17 protein-coding genes and 2 pseudogenes are annotated in these 19,899 nt (G+C 63.8%); 8 read left to right on the top strand and 11 right to left on the bottom strand.

The window, feature by feature from the left end:
• Positions 1–996 carry a catabolite repressor/activator gene (cra, locus tag PspR32_RS21815; RefSeq protein WP_036996873.1) on the bottom strand — a complete coding sequence of 332 codons (996 nt, stop codon included), beginning with the start codon at positions 994–996 and terminating at the stop codon, positions 1–3.
• A 572-nt stretch (positions 997–1,568) separates the two neighbouring features.
• Here cra and ptsP point away from each other — a divergent pair.
• Genes ptsP through PspR32_RS21800 form a run of 3 tightly spaced genes read left to right on the top strand, consistent with a single transcriptional unit; the run spans position 1,569 to position 7,107 of the window.
• The gene (ptsP, locus tag PspR32_RS21810) at positions 1,569–4,427 is read left to right on the top strand and encodes a phosphoenolpyruvate--protein phosphotransferase (protein WP_159389153.1); all 2,859 of its coding nucleotides are present in this window, start codon (positions 1,569–1,571) and stop codon (positions 4,425–4,427) included.
• A complete protein-coding gene (gene pfkB, locus PspR32_RS21805; protein ID WP_159389152.1) occupies positions 4,427–5,374 on the top strand; it encodes a 1-phosphofructokinase in 948 nt (315 codons plus the stop codon). Before ptsP ends, pfkB begins: the two co-directional genes overlap by 1 nt.
• Positions 5,371–7,107, top strand: a complete 1,737-nt coding sequence (locus PspR32_RS21800; RefSeq protein ID WP_159389151.1) for a PTS fructose-like transporter subunit IIB — start codon at positions 5,371–5,373, stop codon at positions 7,105–7,107. Before pfkB ends, PspR32_RS21800 begins: the two co-directional genes overlap by 4 nt.
• On the opposite strand, the gene PspR32_RS21795 is transcribed toward PspR32_RS21800, so the two are convergent.
• The gene (locus PspR32_RS21795) at positions 7,108–7,338 is read right to left on the bottom strand and encodes a DUF3820 family protein (RefSeq protein ID WP_010220643.1); all 231 of its coding nucleotides are present in this window, start codon (positions 7,336–7,338) and stop codon (positions 7,108–7,110) included.
• Between the two features lie 204 nt (positions 7,339–7,542).
• Here PspR32_RS21795 and PspR32_RS21790 point away from each other — a divergent pair, with 204 nt between their 5' ends.
• Complete coding sequence (locus PspR32_RS21790; protein ID WP_010220644.1) at positions 7,543–8,019, top strand: PA2169 family four-helix-bundle protein; 477 nt, start codon at positions 7,543–7,545, stop codon at positions 8,017–8,019.
• Here the strand turns inward: PspR32_RS21790 and PspR32_RS21785 are convergent.
• From PspR32_RS21785 to PspR32_RS21775, 4 genes and pseudogenes are all read right to left on the bottom strand, one after another.
• Complete coding sequence (locus tag PspR32_RS21785) at positions 8,016–9,509, bottom strand: sensor domain-containing diguanylate cyclase (protein WP_010220645.1); 1,494 nt, start codon at positions 9,507–9,509, stop codon at positions 8,016–8,018. The two genes, PspR32_RS21790 and PspR32_RS21785, sit on opposite strands and share 4 nt — an antisense overlap.
• A gap of 264 nt (positions 9,510–9,773) precedes the next feature.
• Positions 9,774–9,875: pseudogene (locus PspR32_RS26770) on the bottom strand (IS110 family transposase); the annotation flags it as partial.
• An 87-nt stretch (positions 9,876–9,962) separates the two neighbouring features.
• Positions 9,963–11,294, bottom strand: a complete 1,332-nt coding sequence (locus tag PspR32_RS21780; protein ID WP_036996865.1) for an OprD family porin — start codon at positions 11,292–11,294, stop codon at positions 9,963–9,965.
• A 206-nt stretch (positions 11,295–11,500) separates the two neighbouring features.
• On the bottom strand, positions 11,501–11,716 hold the full coding sequence (locus PspR32_RS21775; RefSeq protein WP_010220647.1) for a hypothetical protein: 216 nt from the start codon (positions 11,714–11,716) through the stop codon (positions 11,501–11,503).
• A 263-nt stretch (positions 11,717–11,979) separates the two neighbouring features.
• On the opposite strand from PspR32_RS21775, the pseudogene PspR32_RS26765 reads away from it, so the two are divergent.
• Positions 11,980–12,261: pseudogene (locus PspR32_RS26765) on the top strand (PAS domain-containing protein); the annotation flags it as partial.
• Between the two features lie 255 nt (positions 12,262–12,516).
• Positions 12,517–13,563 (top strand): methyl-accepting chemotaxis protein, encoded by a 1,047-nt coding sequence (locus PspR32_RS21770; RefSeq protein WP_374045287.1) that lies wholly within the window; start codon positions 12,517–12,519, stop codon positions 13,561–13,563.
• A 6-nt stretch (positions 13,564–13,569) separates the two neighbouring features.
• Here the strand turns inward: PspR32_RS21770 and PspR32_RS21765 are convergent, their stop codons facing one another.
• From PspR32_RS21765 to norR, 4 genes are all read right to left on the bottom strand, one after another.
• Entirely contained in the window at positions 13,570–14,304 is a 735-nt protein-coding gene (locus PspR32_RS21765) for a YkgJ family cysteine cluster protein (RefSeq protein WP_442967037.1), read from the bottom strand.
• Positions 14,305–14,315: 11 nt separating this feature from the next.
• Positions 14,316–14,627: a hypothetical protein gene (locus PspR32_RS21760; protein ID WP_159389149.1), complete on the bottom strand. Its 312-nt coding sequence runs from the start codon at positions 14,625–14,627 to the stop codon at positions 14,316–14,318.
• An 81-nt stretch (positions 14,628–14,708) separates the two neighbouring features.
• Positions 14,709–15,608, bottom strand: coding sequence for a chemotaxis protein (locus tag PspR32_RS21755; RefSeq protein ID WP_010220652.1), 900 nt, complete (start codon positions 15,606–15,608; stop codon positions 14,709–14,711).
• Between the two features lie 80 nt (positions 15,609–15,688).
• Positions 15,689–17,242 (bottom strand): nitric oxide reductase transcriptional regulator NorR, encoded by a 1,554-nt coding sequence (gene norR, locus PspR32_RS21750; protein WP_010220653.1) that lies wholly within the window; start codon positions 17,240–17,242, stop codon positions 15,689–15,691.
• Between the two features lie 153 nt (positions 17,243–17,395).
• Between norR and hmpA the strand changes: the two genes are divergently transcribed.
• On the top strand, positions 17,396–18,577 hold the full coding sequence (gene hmpA / locus PspR32_RS21745) for an NO-inducible flavohemoprotein (RefSeq protein WP_036996862.1): 1,182 nt from the start codon (positions 17,396–17,398) through the stop codon (positions 18,575–18,577).
• Positions 18,578–18,748: 171 nt separating this feature from the next.
• Entirely contained in the window at positions 18,749–19,216 is a 468-nt protein-coding gene (locus tag PspR32_RS21740; protein WP_010220656.1) for a phosphate-starvation-inducible protein PsiE, read from the top strand.
• Positions 19,217–19,332: 116 nt separating this feature from the next.
• On the opposite strand, the gene PspR32_RS21735 is transcribed toward PspR32_RS21740, so the two are convergent.
• Entirely contained in the window at positions 19,333–19,737 is a 405-nt protein-coding gene (locus PspR32_RS21735; RefSeq protein ID WP_010220657.1) for an HPF/RaiA family ribosome-associated protein, read from the bottom strand.
• Positions 19,738–19,899: the final 162 nt, after the last annotated feature.

Below are 19,899 nucleotides of genomic sequence, written 5' to 3'. Positions count from 1 at the left end.
TCAGGCCGTGAAGATTCGCTGTTTGAAGGTTCGACCGATGGCGTGCACGCCCGGTTCGTATTGCTTTTGTTCAACAGCGGCGAGGGCCAGTTTAAGCGCGGTTTCGGCGATCAGGCCGTGTTGCTGGGCCATGGCGTTGACCGGCAGCGGCAAGAAGTCGAGCAACTGGTTGTCGCCGAAGGTGCCCAACTGCAGGCTGCGCGAGTCGGCCGGGCGTGCTTGCAGTACATCGAACACGCCTTGCAGCAGCACGTAGGAGGTGGTCACCAGGGCGTCGGGCAGGCGGCCGAGTTCTTCGATCAGTTGGTTCATCAGGCGCTGGCCGCACTCGCGGCTGAAGGCTTCGCCTTGCAGGCGGCTGATCTTGCCGCTGAAGCCTTCCAGGGCCTGGTCGAAGCCGCCGGCGCGGGCCTGGCTGACGCTGAGCTCCGGGCGGGCGCCGATCAGGGCGATGTGCGCGGGCTGGGTGGCCAGCAGGCTGCGGGTCAGTTGCTGGCTGGCGTTGCGGTCGTCGCTGACGATCGAGCAGAAGTGCGCCGGGTCCAGGCTGCGGTCGATGGCGATGATCGGCAGGCCCTTGGCTTGCAGTTCGCGGTAGCTGTCGTCTTCCGGCGGCAGGCAGCTGGCGACGAACAGGGCGTCGCAACGGCGGGCGCGGAACAGTTGCTGGAGCTGGCGCTCGCTCTCGGGCTGGTCGTCGCTGCTGGCGATCAGCAGTTGGTAGCCCTGGGCCCGGGCGCGTTGCTCCAGTTGCTTGGCGATGCGCGCGTAGCTGGGGTTTTCCAGGTCGGGGAGGATGAACCCCAGGGTGCGCGTGTGCCGGCTGCGCAAACCTGCGGCCTGGGGGTTGGGGGTGAAGCCATGGGCTTCGACCACCGCCCGCACCCGCTCGACAGTGCTGTTGCTGATGCGTTGCTGTTCGGCCTTGCCATTGATGACGTAACTGGCGGTGGTCACGGACACACCGGCCAGACGCGCGATATCGCTGAGTTTCACCGCATTTTCCTTGTTATTACCGAGACTGGCTGCAGAGCCTGACCGGGTATTGTCGCCGATCCTACGCGGGTGGCGCAGACGACCATTGTCGCAATTGTCCGACAATATGGGCAATGTTGTTCACATCGGTGTGAGCAACTGTCATTGGCAGGTAGCCAGCATATCAGGCGGTGCCTGGGTTACGACCGCTTCGCGCTCGATCGCCGGCAAGGCCAGCTCCCACAGCGTTGGCGCAGTACCTGTGGGAGCTGGCTTGCCAGCGATGAGGCCAGTGCAGCCAACAACGTAGGTGGTGCCTGGGTTACGACCGCTTCGCGCTCGATCGCTGGCAAGGCCAGCCCCCACAGCGTTGGCGCAGTACCTGTGGGAGAGGTGCAGCTCCAGCAATACGACAAGCAGGGCTTCATTGATCGCACATTATCGAGTAACGTGCTCGTAAATTTAGATTAAACGTTTCAGCAGGCGATTTTCTGCCGATCCAAGCGCCTGGACGGGGTCATTGCAACTGGCCCTCAGCTGAACAATTCACAACAATACCTCAGCACCCACCTGGTGCTGCAAAGGAGAAGGTCATGCTCGAGCTCACCGTGGAGCAGATATCCATGGGCCAGTCGGCTGTGGATAAGTCGGCGGCACTGCACCTGTTGGCCGAGCGCCTGGTCAGTGATGGCCTGGTCGCCGACGGCTATCTGGCCGGGCTGCAGGCCCGTGAAGCGCAAGGCTCGACCTTCCTCGGCCAAGGTATTGCCATCCCCCATGGCACCCCCGAAACCCGCGAGCTGGTGCATGCCACCGGCGTGCGCCTGCTGCAGTTCCCCGAAGGGGTGGACTGGGGCGATGGCCAGATCGTCTACCTGGCCATTGGCATTGCCGCGCGCTCCGATGAACACCTGCGCCTGCTGCAACTGCTGACCCGCGCCCTGGGCGAGACCGACCTTGCCGAAGCCCTGCGCCGCGCCAGCTCCGCCGAAGCCTTGCTCAAGTTGCTGCAAGGCGCGCCGCAAGAGCTGGCCCTGGATGCGCAGATGATCGGCCTGGGCGTGCCCGCCGAAGATTTTGATGAGCTGGTGTGGCGCGCCGCGCGCTTGCTGACCCGCGCAGAATGTGTCGGCTCAGGCTTTGCCGGGGTGTTGCAGCAGGTCGATCCGCTGCCGCTGGGCGAGGGCTTGTGGTGGCTGCACAGCGAGCAGGCGGTGCGCCAGCCGGGCCTGGCTTTCGTTACCCCGCAACAAGCGCTGCGCCACAACGGCCAACCGGTGCATGGCCTGTTCTGCCTGGCCAGCCTCGGTGCTGCGCATCAGGCCTTGCTTGAGCGCCTGTGTACGCTGTTGATCGAAGGCCGCGGCCAGGAGCTGTGCCGCGCCACCAACAGCCGCACGGTGCTCGAAGTGCTGGGCGGCGAGTTGCCCGCCGACTGGCCGAGCGCGCGTATCGGCCTGGCCAACGCCCACGGCCTGCATGCGCGCCCGGCCAAGGAGCTGGCGCAACTGGCGAAACACTTTGACGGCGAAATTCGCCTGCGCCTGATCGACAGCGCCCAGCCGGCGGTGTCGGCCAAGAGCCTGAGCAAGCTGCTCAGCCTCGGCGCACGGCGTGGGCAGATTCTGGAAATCATCGCTGAACCCAGCATTGCCAACGATGCCTTGCCTGCGCTGCTGGCCGCGATTGAAGCGGGCCTGGGCGAAGAGGTCGAGGCGCTGGCGCCGGTCGTCGAGGCGGTCATCGACGTGATGGCTGAGCCTGAACTTGTCGCGCCCGCAGCGGGCGCGCTGATCCAGGGCGTTGCTGCGGCACCGGGCATTGCCAGTGGCCCGGCGCATATCCAGGTGCTGCGCGAGTTCGACTACCCGTTGCGCGGTGAGTCGCTCCCCGTCGAACGGCAACGCCTGCAGCAAGCGCTGGCCAATGTTAACCACGAAATCGAAGCGCTGACCCAGCGCAGCCCGGCCAAGGCCATCCGCGAGATTTTCATCACCCATCAGGAGATGCTCGCCGACCCGGACCTCACTGACGAAGTCGACCAGCGCCTGCGCCAGGGCGAAAGCGCGGCGGCGGCGTGGATGGCGGTGATCGATGCCGCCGCGCGCCAACAGGAAGCCTTGCATGATGCGCTGCTCGCCGAGCGCGCCGCCGACCTGCGCGATATCGGTCGGCGGGTATTGGCCCAGCTGTGTGGCGAAGCCGACGTACCGGCGCCGGAGCAGCCTTATGTGCTGGTGATGGAGGAGGTCGGCCCGTCGGATGTGGCGCGACTCGACCCGCAACGGGTGGCGGGGATTCTTACCGCCCGTGGCGGCGCCACCGCCCACAGCGCGATCGTCGCCCGCGCCCTGGGTATCCCTGCCGTCGTTGGCGCTGGCGATGCCGTGCTGCTGATTGCCCCGGGCACACCGCTGCTGCTCGATGGCCAACGCGGCCGCCTGGCGGTGGCGCCAGCGGCTGAAGAGCTCGAACGTGCCCTGGCCGAACGCGACCGCCGCGAGCAACGCCTGCACGCAGCCAAGGCCCGGCGCCTGGAGCCGGCGGTCACCCGCGACGGCCATGCCATTGAGGTGTTCGCCAATATCGGTGAAAGCGCCGGGATCGAAGCGGTGGTTGATCAAGGCGCCGAAGGCGTCGGCCTGCTGCGCACCGAACTGATTTTCATGGCCCACCAGCAAGCCCCCGACGAAGCCGTGCAAGAGGCCGAGTACCGCCGCGTGCTCGATGGCCTCGACGGTCGGCCGCTGGTGGTGCGCACCCTCGATGTCGGTGGCGACAAGCCGTTGCCCTACTGGCCGATCGCCAAGGAAGAAAACCCTTTCCTCGGCGTGCGCGGCATTCGCCTGACCCTGCAACGCCCGCACGTGATGGAAAGCCAGTTGCGCGCTTTGCTGCGGGCCGCCGGCGACCGGCCGCTGCGGATCATGTTCCCGATGGTCGGCCAGCTCGAAGAGTGGCGCCAGGCCCGGGCCATGGTCGAGCGCCTGCGCGAGGAAATCGCTGTCAGCGACCTGCAACTGGGGATCATGATCGAGGTGCCGTCGGCCGCCTTGCTGGCGCCGGTACTGGCCCAGGAAGTGGACTTCTTCAGCATCGGCACCAACGACCTGACCCAGTACACCCTGGCCATCGACCGCGGCCACCCGAGCCTCTCGGCGCAAGCGGACGGCCTGCACCCGGCGGTGCTGCAACTGATCGACATCACCGTGCGCGCCGCCCATGCCCATGGCAAGTGGGTCGGGGTGTGCGGCGAGCTGGCCGCCGACCCGCAGGCGGTGGCGCTGTTGCTCGGCCTTGGCGTCGATGAGCTGAGCGTTGCGGCGCGCAGCATTGCCGAGGTCAAAGCCGAAGTACGTGAACTGAATTTTGAACATGCCCAGCAGCTCGCGCGCCAAGCGTTGCTGCAGGGCAGTGCCGGCGCAGTGCGGGCACTGGTGGAGACCCGTTGATGGCCAAGATACTGACCCTGACCCTGAACCCGGCGCTGGACCTTACCGTCAGCCTCGACAGCCTGCATGCAGGTCAGGTCAACCGCAGCCAGGCGCAGCACAGCCACGCCGCTGGCAAGGGCCTGAACGTCGCCCAGGTGCTGGCCGACCTCGGCCATAGCGTGACCGTGGGCGGCTTTCTCGGCCGCGACAACCTGGCGCCGTTCGAGGCCCTGATCGCCCGCCGTGGCTTTGCCGATTGCTTCGTGCGGGTGGCAGGCGAGACCCGTTGCAACATCAAACTGGTCGAAGCCAGTGGCCAGGTCACCGATATCAACGGCCCCGGCCCGCAGGTCGATGAGCAAGCGCGCCTGGAACTGCTGACCCGCCTTGAGCAGATCGCCCCCGGCCACGCTGCGGTGGTGGTCGCAGGCAGCCTGCCGCGTGGCATCAGCCCGCAGTGGCTGCAGATGCTTCTGGCCCGGCTCAAGGCCATGGGCCTGAAAGTGGCCCTGGACAGCAGCGGCGAAGCCTTGCGTGCCGGGCTTGCCTGCGCACCGTGGCTGGTCAAGCCGAACACCGACGAGCTGGGCGAAGTGCTCGGCAGTGCTGTGCATGACTTTGCCCAGCAGCAACAAGCGGCGACCCGCCTGATCGGCGAGGGCGTCGAGCATGTGGTGGTGTCCCAGGGCAAGCAGGGGGTCAACTGGTTCTACTCGGGCAGTGCCCTCGGCGCCGTGCCGCCCAAGGTCACGGTGGCCAGCACCGTCGGCGCGGGTGACTCGCTGCTGGCGGGCATGGTCCATGGCCTGCTGAGCGCCGATAGCCCTGCGCAAACCCTGCGCCGGGCCACGGCGATTGCCGCCCAGGCGGTGACCCAGATCGGCTTCGGTATTAACGACCGGGCACAACTGGCGCAGCTGGAAAGCCAGGTGCAGCTGACAGAACAACAAGAGGGTTGCAGATGAACATTGCCATCGTCACCGCCTGCCCCAATGGCCAGGTCTCCAGTGTGCTCAGTGCGCGCCTGCTGGAAGCGGCAGCGCTGCGCCAGGGCTGGAGCACCAGCGTCGAAGTGCACGACCCGCAGCAAGCCGAGCGCCAGCTGTCTGACGCCGCGATTGCCGCTGCCGACTGGGTGCTGGTGATCAACACCGGCCCACTGGACCTTCGCCGTTTTGCCGGCAAGCGGCTGTACCAGAGCACCCCGGCGCAAGCGCTGGCGGATGTGGAAAACTTTTTGCGTGAAGCGGCCGACAAGGCTGTGGTCTATCAGCCCGAAGCCGAGCAGGTGGCAGCCCCTGTCGAGCGCAGCGCCAAAGTCGTCGCGGTCACCGCGTGCCCGACTGGCGTCGCCCATACCTTCATGGCCGCCGAAGCGTTGCAGCAGGCGGCGCAGCAGCTGGGCTACCAGCTCAGCGTCGAAACCCAGGGTTCGGTGGGGGCGCGCAATCCGTTGTCGGCAACGGCCATTGCCGAAGCCGATGTGGTGCTGCTGGCTGCCGACATCGAGGTGCCCACCGCGCGTTTTGCCGGCAAGCGCATTTATCGCTGCGGCACCGGCGTGGCCCTCAAGCAGGCCCAGGCCACGCTGAAAAAAGCCCTCGCTGAAGGCAGGGAGGAATCTGCCGCGCAAGGTGCCAGCGCCGCCCCGGCCCGCAGCGAGAAAACCGGGGTGTACAAGCACTTGCTCACCGGTGTGTCGTTCATGCTGCCGATGGTGGTGGCCGGTGGCTTGCTGATCGCGCTGTCGTTCGTCTTCGGTATCGAGGCCTACAAGGAGCCCGGCACCTTGCCGGCCGCATTGATGCAGATCGGCGGCGAGGCGGCCTTCAAACTGATGGTGCCGTTGCTGGCCGGTTACATTGCCTATTCGATTGCCGACCGTCCGGGGCTGGCGCCGGGGATGATTGGCGGCCTGTTGGCCAGCACCCTGGGGGCGGGTTTTATCGGCGGTATCGTCGCCGGATTCCTGGCCGGTTACAGCGCCAAGGCCATCAGCCGCTGGGCACGCTTGCCGACCAGCCTTGAAGCACTCAAGCCGATCCTGATCATCCCGCTGCTGGCCAGCCTGTTCACCGGCCTGGTGATGATCTATGTGGTCGGTAAACCAGTGGCTGGCATGCTCGAAGGCCTGACCCATTTTCTCGACAGCATGGGCACCACCAACGCGATTCTGCTCGGGGTGTTGCTCGGCGGGATGATGTGCGTCGATTTGGGCGGGCCGATCAACAAGGCGGCCTATGCGTTTTCTGTCGGCCTGCTGGCCTCGCAGAGTTACGCGCCGATGGCTGCGACCATGGCCGCCGGTATGGTGCCGCCGATTGGCCTGGGCATCGCCAGCTTCATTGCCCGGCGCAAGTTCGCCCAGAGCGAGCGCGAAGCCGGCAAGGCGGCGCTGGTGCTGGGCTTGTGCTTTATCTCCGAGGGGGCGATTCCGTTTGCCGCCAAGGACCCGCTGCGGGTGATCCCGGCCAGTGTCGTCGGCGGCGCGCTGACCGGCGCCTTGTCGATGTATTTCGGCTGCAAGCTGATGGCGCCCCATGGCGGCCTGTTCGTCATGCTGATCCCCAATGCGATCAACCATGCCTTGCTGTATGTGCTGGCGATCGTCGCCGGTAGCCTGCTGACGGCGCTGGTGTATGCAGTGCTCAAGCGCGGCGAAGGGGTGGAGCTGGCGGTGCAGCCGGCCAAGGCCTGATCAGTTGCGCGGGCGCGGGTGCTTCTTGCGCAGGGGCACCAGCAGGTCGCTCAGGCCGTTGTGATCGACCTCGTGCATCAGGGCCAGCAGGCCGCCCAGCTCGCCCTTGGGAAAGCCCTGGCGGGCGAACCAGTTGAGGTAATGTCCCGGCAGGTCGGCAATCAGCCGGCCCTGGTATTTGCCATAGGGCATTTCACGGGTGACCAGCAGGACGAGGGCTTCCGGGTTCATGGCAAGGGTATTCTTGGGATGGATGGGCGCCAACATACATGCAATCTGCATGAAGGCCAAAGGACAGTTCATGCAGAACGCGTGAAAGTCATAAGTTCATTTAATTTCAAGCTATTGAAAATTAAAGATATTTTCTAAGCTCTCAGGCTGGCACGAACCCTGCTCCGATCTATTGCATCTTCCCTCATGCAAAGGAGCAATGTCATGACTACTCCCAACAAAGAAGTCGTCTCGGTTCTCAACGAACTGATCGAATTCAGCAAGGATGGCGAAAAGGGTTTCAAAACCTCTGCCGAGGATGTGAAGAATCCGGAGCTGAAAAGCTATTTCATCCAGCGTTCTGGTGAGTGCGGTAGCGCCGCTGTGGAACTGCAGCAGCAAGTGCGTATCCTCGGTGGCGATCCGGAAACCTCGACCAGCGTCAGCGGTGACCTGCACCGTGGCTGGGTCAACCTGAAGTCGATGCTCACCGGCAAGGATGAAGAAGCGGTGCTCAACGAAGTCGAGCGCGGCGAGGACCATGCTCTCAAAGCCTACAAGGACGCCCTGGAAACACTGGCCCGCCTCAACACCCTGCCAAGCAGCGAGGTCTATGCCCTGGTTGAACGTCAGTACCATGGCGTGCAGCGCAACCATGACCAGGTCAAGGCCCTGCGCAACCAGGCGCGCGCCAAGTCTTAAGCGGCTACTTCGACCCGGTTGCGACCGTTGCCCTTGGCACGGTAAAGCGCCTCATCGGCATCGCCCAGCAAGGTCGCAAGCTCTTGCTGGGCGCCTGGCGTGTGGCAACCGATGCCAATGCTGACGGTGACCGGTGCGGTGTCATCGGCAAATGGCGGCAGCGCCTCGACAGCGGCACGAATGCGCTCAGCTAGGAGCCGGGCACCGGGCAGTTCGGTCTCCGGCAACACCACCAGAAACTCCTCCCCACCGTAGCGTGCGGCCAGGTCGGCCGGGCGGCGGATGCTGCTGGCGATGGCGCTGGCCACCTGGCGCAAGGCGGCATCCCCACCCGGGTGCCCGTGGCGCTCGTTGAAGGCCTTGAAGTGATCGACGTCGATCATCAACACCGCCAGCGGCCGGGCATTGCGCAGGCTGCGCGCCCATTCCTGGCGCAGCACCTGGTCCAGGCGCCGGCGGTTGGCCAGGCCCGTCAGGCTGTCGGTGGCGGCGAGGGCGGCCAGGCCTTGTTCGGCGCTGTGCCGGCGACGCAGTTCGCGGCCCAGCAGCAAGGTCAGCCAGAGAATACCGATGCACAGCACGCCGGTGGCCACGCTGACCAGCACCGCTGTGCGCCGCCACGACTGGAACACCTCGTCGGCGGAGTGCGCAACGATAACGATCAGCGGCAGGTCGCCGACCCGGGCGAAGGTGAACAGGCGTTGTTTGCCGGTGCGCGTGGAGACCCCGGCAAAGGTGCCGCTGACATCCGCGCGCATGCGCTGAAAGTTCGGCCGGTCGCTGTAGTTCTGGCCGATGCGCGGCTCGTCGGGCGTAGCCGGGTGACGCACCAACAGCACGCCGTCGGTGTTCATCAGGTTGATACTGCTGTCGCTGCCGATGTCCAGGCGCTGGAACAGCGTGCTGAAGTACGACAGGCGCAAGGCCCCGGCAGCGACCCCGAGAAATTCCCCGTGGGGCCCGGAGATACGCCGGCTGAAGCTGATGCACCAGTCCAGGTCGCCCAGCCGCGCTTTGAACGGCTGGCCAATCAGCAACCCCAGGTTGGGGTTGTCGCGGTGTTGCTGGAAGTCCTTGCTGTTGGCGAAATTGGCCTGGCGCGGGATGGCGCTGGTGGAGTCGGCGACCACATCACCCTTGGCGTCGAGCCAGAGGATATCGCCGCGCACCGGTGCGGTAACGGCTTGGTTGAACAGAATCTGTTGGCGCAGCTCGGTGGGCACCGCGAGCAGTTCCGGGCGCTGTATGGCCCAGATCAGGCTTTGCAGGGACAGGTCATAGAGTTCGACATTGCGCACGATGTCGCTTTCGATCAGTTGCACGATATTGCTGGCCGAGCGCGCGGCGGCCTGTTCGGCGCTGCTGCGTTCGCGCATCAACAGGAAGGTGACGATGGCGACGATGGCGAGCACTGCAAGGCAACTGCCCAGATTGAGGATCAGCTCCGGATGAGACTTGTACAGGGCGGATCGCTGGGATCGGGTGGGCAACGTCATGGTCACTAATGCCGAAGACCGTCTAGAAAGTGCGGTGTTACTGCGCGGCGGCCGTATTCTAGGGGGGCAGGGATTGTCGGACAAGGATTTAATCGTGTCTTCTGACGAGTAGATGCAACTGTTTGCGGTGGGAGCAACTGTCGGTCATCTGGTTAACTGTGGGAGCCGGTCTTGCCGGCGATGGGGGGCGTAGCACCCCCGGCCCGGCTATGCCGGGCATCGCCAGCAAGGCTGGCTCCCACAGGGACTCAACCGCCTTCAAGCCGGCTGTTCTCGCCAGGGCGTTCCGCTTTTGAGCATGGCATTCAATCGCACGATCAATACCCGCATGCACGCAACCACCGCCACTTTCGCGCACTCGTAGCCGCCCGTGGCTTCAAGCAAAACCTCTAGGCACCTCGGATTAGCAACTTGTCATTCACCGCTCCCACTACCGGGTTGGGGCGATCAGAAAATGTTCAGCGGGTAGTCAACGATCACCCGGTACTCGTCGACATCGCTGTCGATATGCGAGTAGCCCTGGGTGCCACGATGCGAGGCCCAGCGCAGCAGCACCGAGAGATCCTTGAGCTGGCCTTCCTGGAACACGTACTGCAGGTCGACGTCACGTTCCCAGTGCTGGGCGTTCTCGCCATCGGCGTTGTACCAGTGGCCGTAGCCGACGCTGTTGGGGTCGACCTTGCTCATGTCCAGCTCACCGCGCGAGTAGGACACAATCGAGGTCAGCCCCGGGATGCCGGCCCCGGCGAAGTCATAGGCGTACTTGAGCTTCCACGAACGCTCGTTGGGGCCGTTGAAGTCCGAGTAGATCTGCGAGTTGTCCAGGAAGATGCTGTCACCCTGGTTGATGTAGTCGAACGGGGTGTTGCCGTTGACCCGCTGGTACACCGCGGTAAGGCTGTTGTAGCCGACGTTGACGGTGAAGTGCAGGCTGTAGGTGTTGTTGTCGATGTGCCCGAGCAGCGCCTGGCCGGTATCCTGGGTGTGATAGAAGTGCAGGCCCGGGTTGAGGCTGACCAGCTCGTTGAGCTGCCAGGTGTAGTCGACATCGAAGTAGTACTGGTTCCAGATGTCCTTGAGCTCGGCGGCATACAGGCTCGAGGTCAGGTTCGGCACGCCGCTCCAGGCCACGCCGGCCCAGTTCAGGTGACGGCTGTCGCGCTCGTCCTGCAGCTTGCCGTAGAAGGTGTCGATACGCCGGTGGCCGCTCTGGTTGTAGGGCTTGGTGAAACTGGCTTGACCGGCTTCGAGCATCACCCCGTCAAAGCTGTTGTTGGTGATGCTGACGCCGCGGAAGGTCTGCGGCAGCATGCGCGACTCGCCACCGGCGATCACCGGGTTGGTGAGGAACAGGTCGCCGGCCTTGAGCACGGTGTCAAACGCCTTGAGCTTGAGCGCAGCACCGGCGGTGGAGAACGAATCATGGGCCTTGCCCGGTTCGCCATCACCCTTGGTGTTGATCGGCAGGATGCTGGAACCGGAGGTGCCGCCTCCGCCGTCGAGTTTCAGCCCGAGCATGGCGTGGGCATCGAGGCCGAAACCGACCGTGCCCGGGGTGTAGCCCGATTCGAACTTGCCGAGAAAACCCTGACCCCATTCGCGGTTGTCACGCACACCCGGCAGCAGCTGGTTGCGGTTCAGGTAGTAGTTGCGTGCGTGCACGTTGAGACTCGACCCTTCGATAAAACCTTCGGCCTTTTCCTCGTCGGCCTGGGCAGTGAAGGGCATCGTTGCAGCCAATGCAACGAACAGCGGGGTGAAGCGTAAAGCAGTGTTCACCGGTGTGGACTCCTTGGGGTGAATGTACGGCAGTTTTTATTGTACGAAAGACGTTCTTGTCATGAACAAACGAGCCAGCGCGCTGGCACTTTTCGACACACGAAAAAAAAGCCGCTGATCGGCAGCGGCTTTGAAAGACAACCGCACAGGCATTCAAGTCACCTGTGCAGCCATCGAGGGAGTCGAAGGGGTGAAACGGGGCCCGATCAGCTCTCGGACGCGTCATCCGCATCAGCCTTTGCAGCGGTCTGTTCCAGGCCCTGGGCCTGCTCGGACTGGTGCTTGGCGATGACTTCCTGAAGAACCGTGGCACGCTCGGCGTTACGGGCAACAAAAGCCTGGGATTCTTCAGCCATGGCCAGTGGCGACAGCAACAGGGAGGACAGGACGAATACGCTGGCAACACCCATACTGTTGGACATTTGCAACAACCTTCTTGCTTGGCAAGTGTGAAGTAGGTCTGAGTAAATTAGTCGGAAATGGCTGAAAGAAACAGTTACTTTTGGGATAAGCACTGTTGCGTCAAAGGTAATAGTCATTGAATTTGCGTTGGCTTCAATCGCGGGCTACCCCACGACCGGTAGTGGCCAAGTGCCAATATCCTGCGCTGGATCAAGGTTGGGCAAAAAATTGCCACTAAAGTCGTACGCCCTGCCGATTCTCCCGACAATAACGAGTGCCTCCGATGAAGAGCAATTTGCCTGTGACCGGTCGCAATGTGGATTATCCCGGTGACGCCAATATCCTTTCCACCACTGACCTGACCAGCCAGATCACTTACGCCAATGACGACTTCATCAAGGTCAGTGGTTTTACCCGCGAAGAGCTGATAGGCAGCGCCCACCATATCGTCCGCCACCCGGACATGCCGCCCCAGGCCTTCGCACAAATGTGGCAGACACTGAAAAGTGGCCAGTCGTGGATGGGGCTGGTGAAGAACCGTTGCAAGAACGGTGATCACTATTGGGTCAGCGCGTTCGTCACGCCCATCTCCAGCAATGGCCAGGCCGTGGAGTATCAGTCGGTGCGGACCAAGCCCAGTGCCGAGCAGGTCGAGGCCGCCGAGCGCTGCTACGCGAGGATGTGCAGCGGTCCGCTGCGCTGGTGGCAGCGTTTGCCGGTGGTTGGTTTGGCCTGGCAACTGTGGGGCGGGGTGACCCTGGCGCTGGCGGCGGTGTTCGCTTTCAGCCGGCTGCTGTTGCCGGCCCTGCCATGGCAAGGTGTGCTGGAGCTGATCCTGGCCAGTGGCCTGGCGGCCTTGATGATCTTCATCGCCTTGCGCCCGCTCGAGCGCTTGCGCGTCCAGGCCCAGGCCATCGCCGACAACCCCTTGAGCCAGCAGCTGTACACCGGTCGACGCGACGGCATTGGCCAGATCGACTTTGCCCTGCGCATGCTCAAGGGCCAGTTGGGCGCGGTGGTCGGCCGTATCGGCGACACCTCGCGGCGCCTGGCCGGGCATACCGGTAGCCTGGCTCAATCGCTGCAAAGCAGTCACAGCAACAGCCTGGAACAACAGAGCGAAGCCGATCAGGTGGCCACTGCGATCAACCAGATGGCCGCCAGCGTCGCCCAGGTCGCCAGCAGTGCCCAGCAAGCCTCCCAGGCCGCCGACCAGGCCGAGGGCGAAACCCAGGCCGGGCATCAACTGGTCGACCTCAACCGCAGCGCCATCCAGAACCTGGCCAATTCGCTGAGCTCGGCCACTGAAGTTATCCACAATCTGGAAAGCCACAGCAGCGAGATCACCGGGGTGCTGGAGGTGATTCGCGGCATCGCTGAGCAGACCAACCTGTTGGCCCTCAATGCCGCCATCGAAGCGGCCCGGGCCGGTGATCAGGGCCGCGGTTTTGCCGTGGTCGCCGACGAGGTACGCGGCCTGGCCCAGCGCACCGCGCAGTCGACCCACGAAATCCAGCGGATGATCAGCGCCTTGCAAAATGGCGCGCGTGAAGCGGTGCAGGTCATGCAGCAGAGCAGCGAACATGCCGGGCACAGTGTCGAGCAGGCCCAGCGCGCCGCCAGTGCCCTGGACGGCATCAGCCTGCGGGTCAACCAGATCAGCGAAATGAGCCTGCAGATCGCCGCGGCGGTAGAGCAGCAGAGCCAGGTCAGCGAGAACATCAACCGCAACATCATCAGCATCCGCCAGGCCAGTGAAGCCACGGTGCAGGTCGGCCAGCAGAGCCACCTGAGCGCCACCGACGTGGCCGGGCTGGCGCAGGACCTGCGCCGGCTGGCGGATGAATTCTGGCGGCGTTGTCAGTAGGGCGGTTCAGAACCCGATGAAGCTGTAGTAGGTGCCGGGTTCGCTGCGAGTCTTCGCACCGCACGCCTCAAGCTCGGCACTCAAGGCCGGATCGATCACATGCAGCGTCCATGCTGCCACGGGCTGATCGAGCGGCGGTTGCTCAAGGGCCTGGGCCAGCGCCGCGGTGTCGGGCAGGTAAGCGGTAAAACCATTGCCCTTGAGCGCGCTGACATCAATGCCCAGCGCCTGGCAGATGGCGAGCTTGGCGCGGATATCGTCGCGATCGGCCTGGCGCGAACGCTCGATCAGTTCAGCCAGGCGCTTATCCACCAACTGATTGCCGTGAATCAGCGCCGGGCCGCTTTGCCAGGCTTCGCTCGGGCAGTCCTTGGCCTCGGGGCGCAGCGGGATGTGCGGGTTGATTTCCATCGGGTAGATACGGCACACCAGCGGGCGGATCTCGTAGATGCCGCAGCGGTTGTCGTCGTCGAGGTTGCGGCAGCGGCCGGGGTTGAAGGCGGCAAAGGTGATGGTCACCCAGGCCTGGCTGCTGCCGCAGGGCACCGGCCAGGAGCGGCGCGTGGCGTGCTCGCGCTGTTCTGCCGGCAGGCCCAGGCCATTGGCCAGGAAGGCTTCGGCCAGGACGATGACCTGGCCGCCGGTACCCGCCCACTGTCGGGCCTCGCTCAGGGTCAGGGGGACATGATGGCCGGTGCAGCACTTGCCACAGCCGGTGCAGTCGAAACGGATATCGGTAATGGGCGCGCTGTTCACGGTTGGCCAGGCGCCCATTCGGTGACGAAGGCAGCCTTGCGCTTTTTATCGAACAGGCACAGTTCGGTGCCCTTGCGGTTGTTCATGTGCTTTTGCGGGTAGCGGCCTTCGAGCAGCAGGGCGCTGTAGCCCACACGGTCGTCGAACTCGGCGGCCTTGCCCAGGGCCTTGACCTGTTTGAGCTGGCTGGCGCCGATGCAGCTTTTCAGCACCTGCTGTTGATGATCGCTCCAGGCCTGGCTGCTGGATGCCTGGGCGCCAGCGCTGAACACAGCGCAGCCGAGCAGGGTGAAGAGGAGGGCTTTCATCGGCGGGATACTCGCAAAAACGTGCGCACAATTGTGCCTGAGCCTCAGGCACATTCAAGCGCAACGCTTCGCGGCTATGTATCAGCGTTCTTCGAAGGCCACGGTGCGGGCGGCGACGATCAGGCAGTCGGTCAGGTCTGGCGAGGAGAACTTGGTCAGTACCGCGTTGGCCCCGGCATCCTTGGCTTTATCGCTGTTCATGGCGCTGTCCAGCGAGGTGTGCAACAGCACGTAGAGGTGCTGGAAATCCGGGGTTTCGCGCAGGGTGCGGGTGAAGGCGTAGCCGTCCATCTCCGACATCTCGATGTCCGACACCACCACGTTGATCTCGCGCTCGGTGCCTTGCAGTTCGAGCAAGGTGTTGATCGCGTCCTTGGCGCTGCGCGCGGTGTGGCATTCGATACCGAGGTTGCGCAGGGTATGCACCGACTGCTGCAGGGCCACTTGGCTGTCATCGACCACCAGGATGTTGGTGGCGGCCAGCACTGCGGCGTCTTCAGCGCTGAGCTCGGAAGTCACCACCTCGTGCGTCGGCGGGGCGATGCCGTGGATGACCTTCTCGATATCCAGCACTTGCACCAGGGTGTTGTCGACCCGGGTCACGCCGGTGATGAACGACTTGCTCCCCGACCCATAGGGTGGCGGCTTGATGTCGGTGCTCAGGCAATGGACGATCTTGCTCACCGCCTGCACATGCAACCCCTGCTTGGAGCGGCTGATGTCGGTGACGATCAGGCAGCCGCCGTCCGGGTCTTCCAGCGGCCGTTCGCCGATGGCCCGGGACAGGTCGATGACCGACAGCGAGTTGCCCCGCAAGGTGGCCACGCCTTTGACGTGGGGGTGCGACTCCGGCAGCTTGGTCAGCGGCGGGCAGGGGATGATTTCACTGACCTTGAGCAGGTTGATCGCCATCAGCTTGCCGCTGCGCAGGGTAAACAGCAGCAGCGACAGCGAATCCGCGCGGGCATTTTGCGACGCCATAGGCACCTTCAGGGCAGAGTAATAGGGGGAGATGCCAGGTTATCGACCCGGCGGCCCGTGGCTTTAATCACTCGGTGAAATCAGCGTAGACCCAAGCGCCGTGCCAGGCGACTGAGATTGGCCCGATCCAGGCCAAGTTCGCGGGCAGTGCTGGCCCAGTTGTGCTGGTGGCGCTCCAGGCACGCCTGGATCAGCTGGCGCTGGTAGTCATCCAGGGCCTGGCGCAGATCGCCGCCGGGCAGCGGTGCCTCGGCCAATGCAGTGGTGTCGATGGGGGCAGGGGCCGACTCAACCGGGCGCAGGTCCAGGTCGGCGGCATCCAGGGTGAGGATTTTCGGTCGCAGGCCATGCTGCCCCAGGGCCTTGAGCGCCGAACGGCCGATCAGGTGTTCCAGCTCGCGCACGTTGCCCGGCCAGTTGTAGGCAATCAGCGCGGCTTGGGCTTCGGGGCTCAGGCGCAGGCTGCCCAGGCCCATGCGCGAGCGGTTCTGCTCGAGAAAATAGCCACTGAGCAGCAGCACATCGCGCCCGCGTTCGCGCAGCGGTGGCACCAGCAGCGGGTATACGCTCAGGCGGTGGTAAAAGTCGGCGCGGTAGCGTCCGGCGCGCACTTCTTCGGCCAGGTCGCGGTTGCTGGCGGCGATCAGGCGCACATCGACGCGGTGCTCCTGGTCCGAGCCCAGGCGCTGTAGCTGGCCGCTCTGCAGCACGCGCAAGAGCTTGGCCTGCACGCTCAGCGACAATTCGCCGACTTCATCGAGAAACAACGTGCCGCCATTGGCCAGTTCAAACTTGCCGCGCCGCTCGCCCACCGCGCCGGTAAAGGCGCCACGGACATGGCCGAACAGCTCGCTCTCGACCAGGGTGTCGGGCAGCGCCGCGCAGTTGAGGCTGATCATCGGCTGCTGGGCGCGGCTTGAGGCTTGATGGATAGCCTGGGCCACCAACTCTTTGCCCACCCCGGTTTCGCCGGTGATCAATACCGTCAGGTCGCTACTGCCGACCAGGCGGATTTCTTCCAGCAGGCGTTTGAGCGCCTTGCTCTGGCCGATCAGTTCCTTGTGCTGCTGGCCGCTGGCTTGGCGGTAAACCTCGGCGCGCTGGTGTTCGTCTTCGGCGCGCAGGGCCAGGTGTTCGATGCGTTCGGCGACATTGACCGTGGCCGCCGCCAGGCTGGCAAAGGCCTGCAGGGCATCGAGTTCGACCTGCTGGAACTGTTCCGGGTTCAGCGCATCGAGGGTGATCAGGCCCCAGGGCCGTTCATCGACAAACAGCGGGCAGCCCATGCAGTCGTGCACCTCCAGGTGCTGATGCAGGCCCTCGACCAAGCCGTCGTAGGGGTCGGGCAGTTTGCTGTCGCTGGCAAAGCGGGTCGGCTCGCTGTGGCTGAGGATGGCCGCAAAGCGCGGATGCTCATCGACCTTGAAGCGCCGCCCGAGGGTATCGGTGCTCAAGCCGTCCACGGCCAGTGGTACCAGCCATTCGCCGTCCAGGCGCAACAGCGCGGCAGCGTCGCAGGGCAGCAGGCTGCGCATGGCTTCGAGCAGGCGCCGGTAGCGTTCGCGCTCGGGCAGTTCGCGGGACAGGTCGCTGACCAGCGGCAGCAAGGCGGTGAGCAGGGATTTTGCGGTCATAAAGACTCCTGTGGGTCAATATGACTATATCGCAGTCGTTGTCTTTATGACTCTTTATTTTGTAAGTTGTTGATTTATATAGATTTAATAGTTGGCACGAAAGCTGTAATAACCAAGGCATTCATCAAGAAGCCACAGGCTCAGGAGTCATCCATGCTTAATGCCCAGGATCGTGCAATCGTCAAAGCCACCGTACCCCTGCTGGAAAGCGGCGGAGAAGCGCTGACCACCCATTTCTACAAGCTGATGCTCAGCGAGTACCCCGAGGTGCGTCCGCTGTTCAACCAGGCGCACCAGGCCAGCGGCGACCAGCCCCGGGCCCTGGCCAACGGCGTGCTGATGTACGCACGGCACATCGACCAGCTCGAACAACTGGGCGGCCTGGTCGGCCAGATCATCAACAAGCATGTGGCCTTGCAGATCCTTCCGGAACATTACCCGATCGTCGGTAGCTGCCTGCTGCGCGCCATCGAAGAAGTGCTCGGCAAGGAGATTGCCACCCCCGAAGTGATCGCAGCCTGGGGCGCGGCCTATCAGCAACTGGCCGATATCCTCATCGGCGCTGAAGGCGATATCTATGCGCAAAAAGCCGCGGCCCCGGGTGGCTGGCGTGGTGCGCGCGAGTTCAAGCTGGTCGAGCGGGTCGAGGAGAGCAGCGAGATCGTCTCCTTCTATTTCGCCCCGGTCGATGGCGGTGCGATTTTGCAGGCTGAGCCTGGCCAGTACATCGGCCTGCAACTGTTCATCGACGGCCAGGAGCAGCGCCGCAACTACTCGCTGTCGGCCCTGAGCACTGCCGGCCAGTACCGCATCAGTGTCAAGCGCGAAGCCGGCGGCAAGGTCTCCAACTACCTGCACGAGCAGTTGGCCGTGGGCGCCACCATCAACCTGTTCCCGCCATCGGGCGAGTTCACTTTGAGCGCCAGTGAAAAACCGCTGGTGCTGATCAGTGGCGGCGTCGGCATCACCCCGACCTTGCCGATGCTCGAGGCGGCGCTGGACAGCGGGCGCCTGGTGCACTTCATTCACTGCGCACGCAACGGCGCGGTGCACGCTTTCCGCGGCTGGGTCGATGAACTGGCGGCGCGCCACCCGCAGGTCAAGCGCTTCTACTGCTATGCCGAAGACGATGGCGTCAGCCAGCCGGCGGACGCCGTGGGCCTGCTCAGCGCCGATCAACTGGGCGCATGGTTGCCGCAAGAGCGTGATGTGGACGCCTACTTCCTTGGCCCGAAAGCCTTCATGGCTACCATCAAGCGCCACCTCAAGGGCCTGGGGGTGCCGGAGCAGCAGAGCCGCTACGAATTCTTCGGCCCGGCGTCGGCGCTGGAGTAAACACGATTCGGTAACCGCGAACTGCAAGGATAAGGGCACAGCCAGCGATGGCTGTGCCTTGCGGCAATCGGTCGCCTTCTCAAACAGGGGGCTTGGCCTTTTTACTGCATGCAGACCAAGCGTCATGCGCCTGGCGCATCATCCTTCCAGCCGTATCAAGGAAACCGTATCGTGAGCATCAATTGGGCTGACAAACTGCGCAAGCGCCTGCATGGCTCGGCCGACTCGCTGGGCAACCTGTGCGTCGAGGCGTTCCACTACCTGGCCCTGTTCGGCATCGGTGGCATCACCGCCTACGCGGCCGTGGCCACCTTCATCGAGATGCTCGGCAAGGGCGTCAGCGTCGACGACATCCTGCTGCTGTTCATCTACCTCGAGCTCGGCGCCATGGTGGGGATCTACTTCAAGACCAACCACATGCCGATCCGCTTCCTGCTGTATGTGGCGATCACTGCGCTGACCCGCCTGCTGATTGGCGACGTGTCGCACCACAAAGCGCCGGACGCGGGCCTGTTGTACGTGTGCGGCGGCATCCTGCTGCTGGCGTTCTCGATCCTGGTGGTGCGCTACGCCTCGTACCGCTATCCGTCGACCAAGGCTATCGATGCCAGTGGCAAGGAGATCGAGGAAGCGAAGTAGCAGGGCACTGGGGGAGCGGGCCTGGCCCCGCGATCGGGCGCGTAGCGGTCGCAATCCAGGCAAAAAAAGGCGAGCCCCCTGGGGCTCGCCTTTTTACCGTCTGCGTTGCTGATTATTCAGTTGAAGCTAGCTTGCTCGTTCTCCAGAAACTCTTCCTGCAACAGCCCGTCATTCTGGGCACCGCTGTCGCTTTGCTGGGTGACCGCGCGTTTGCTGCGCAGCTTGCCGTAGAAGTGCTCCAGGGCGTGGTTGAGCTTGATCGCGGCTCCGTCGACAGCCTGGTCGAGGGATGCGGCTTTGTGGCTTACGGAAATCGGTTGATGGCCTTTTGGGCGTGCCTCCATCTGGCAGCGTTTGTCATGCGGACCTGGCTTGTCGCCATTCTCGTCGCGCAGGTGGACCTCGACGCGGGTGAGGTCTTCTTCGAAACGTTCGAGCGTGCTTTCTACCGTGCTGCGGACCCACTCTTCCAGCCGGATGTTGCCTTGAATATGGTTGTCGCTATTGACTTGGATTTGCATAGTTCAATCCCTTATTCAGCTAGCTCGCAAGAGAATCGATGGGGCCTTTGCGGCCTGTGAGAACCATCGCCTCTTGACTACAAGGTCAGGCACTTGGCCGAACAATTCAAGCCCTTTTGAAATAAAAATATCTTGTAGCAAAAAGCCCGGCGGCGGCCGGGC

This window comes from Pseudomonas sp. R32 (assembly GCF_009866705.1).
Classification (GTDB): Bacteria; Pseudomonadota; Gammaproteobacteria; order Pseudomonadales; family Pseudomonadaceae; genus Aquipseudomonas; species Aquipseudomonas donghuensis.
Note: the sequence above shows the minus strand (reverse complement) of the source record. Positions and strands in the feature narration are given on the sequence as shown.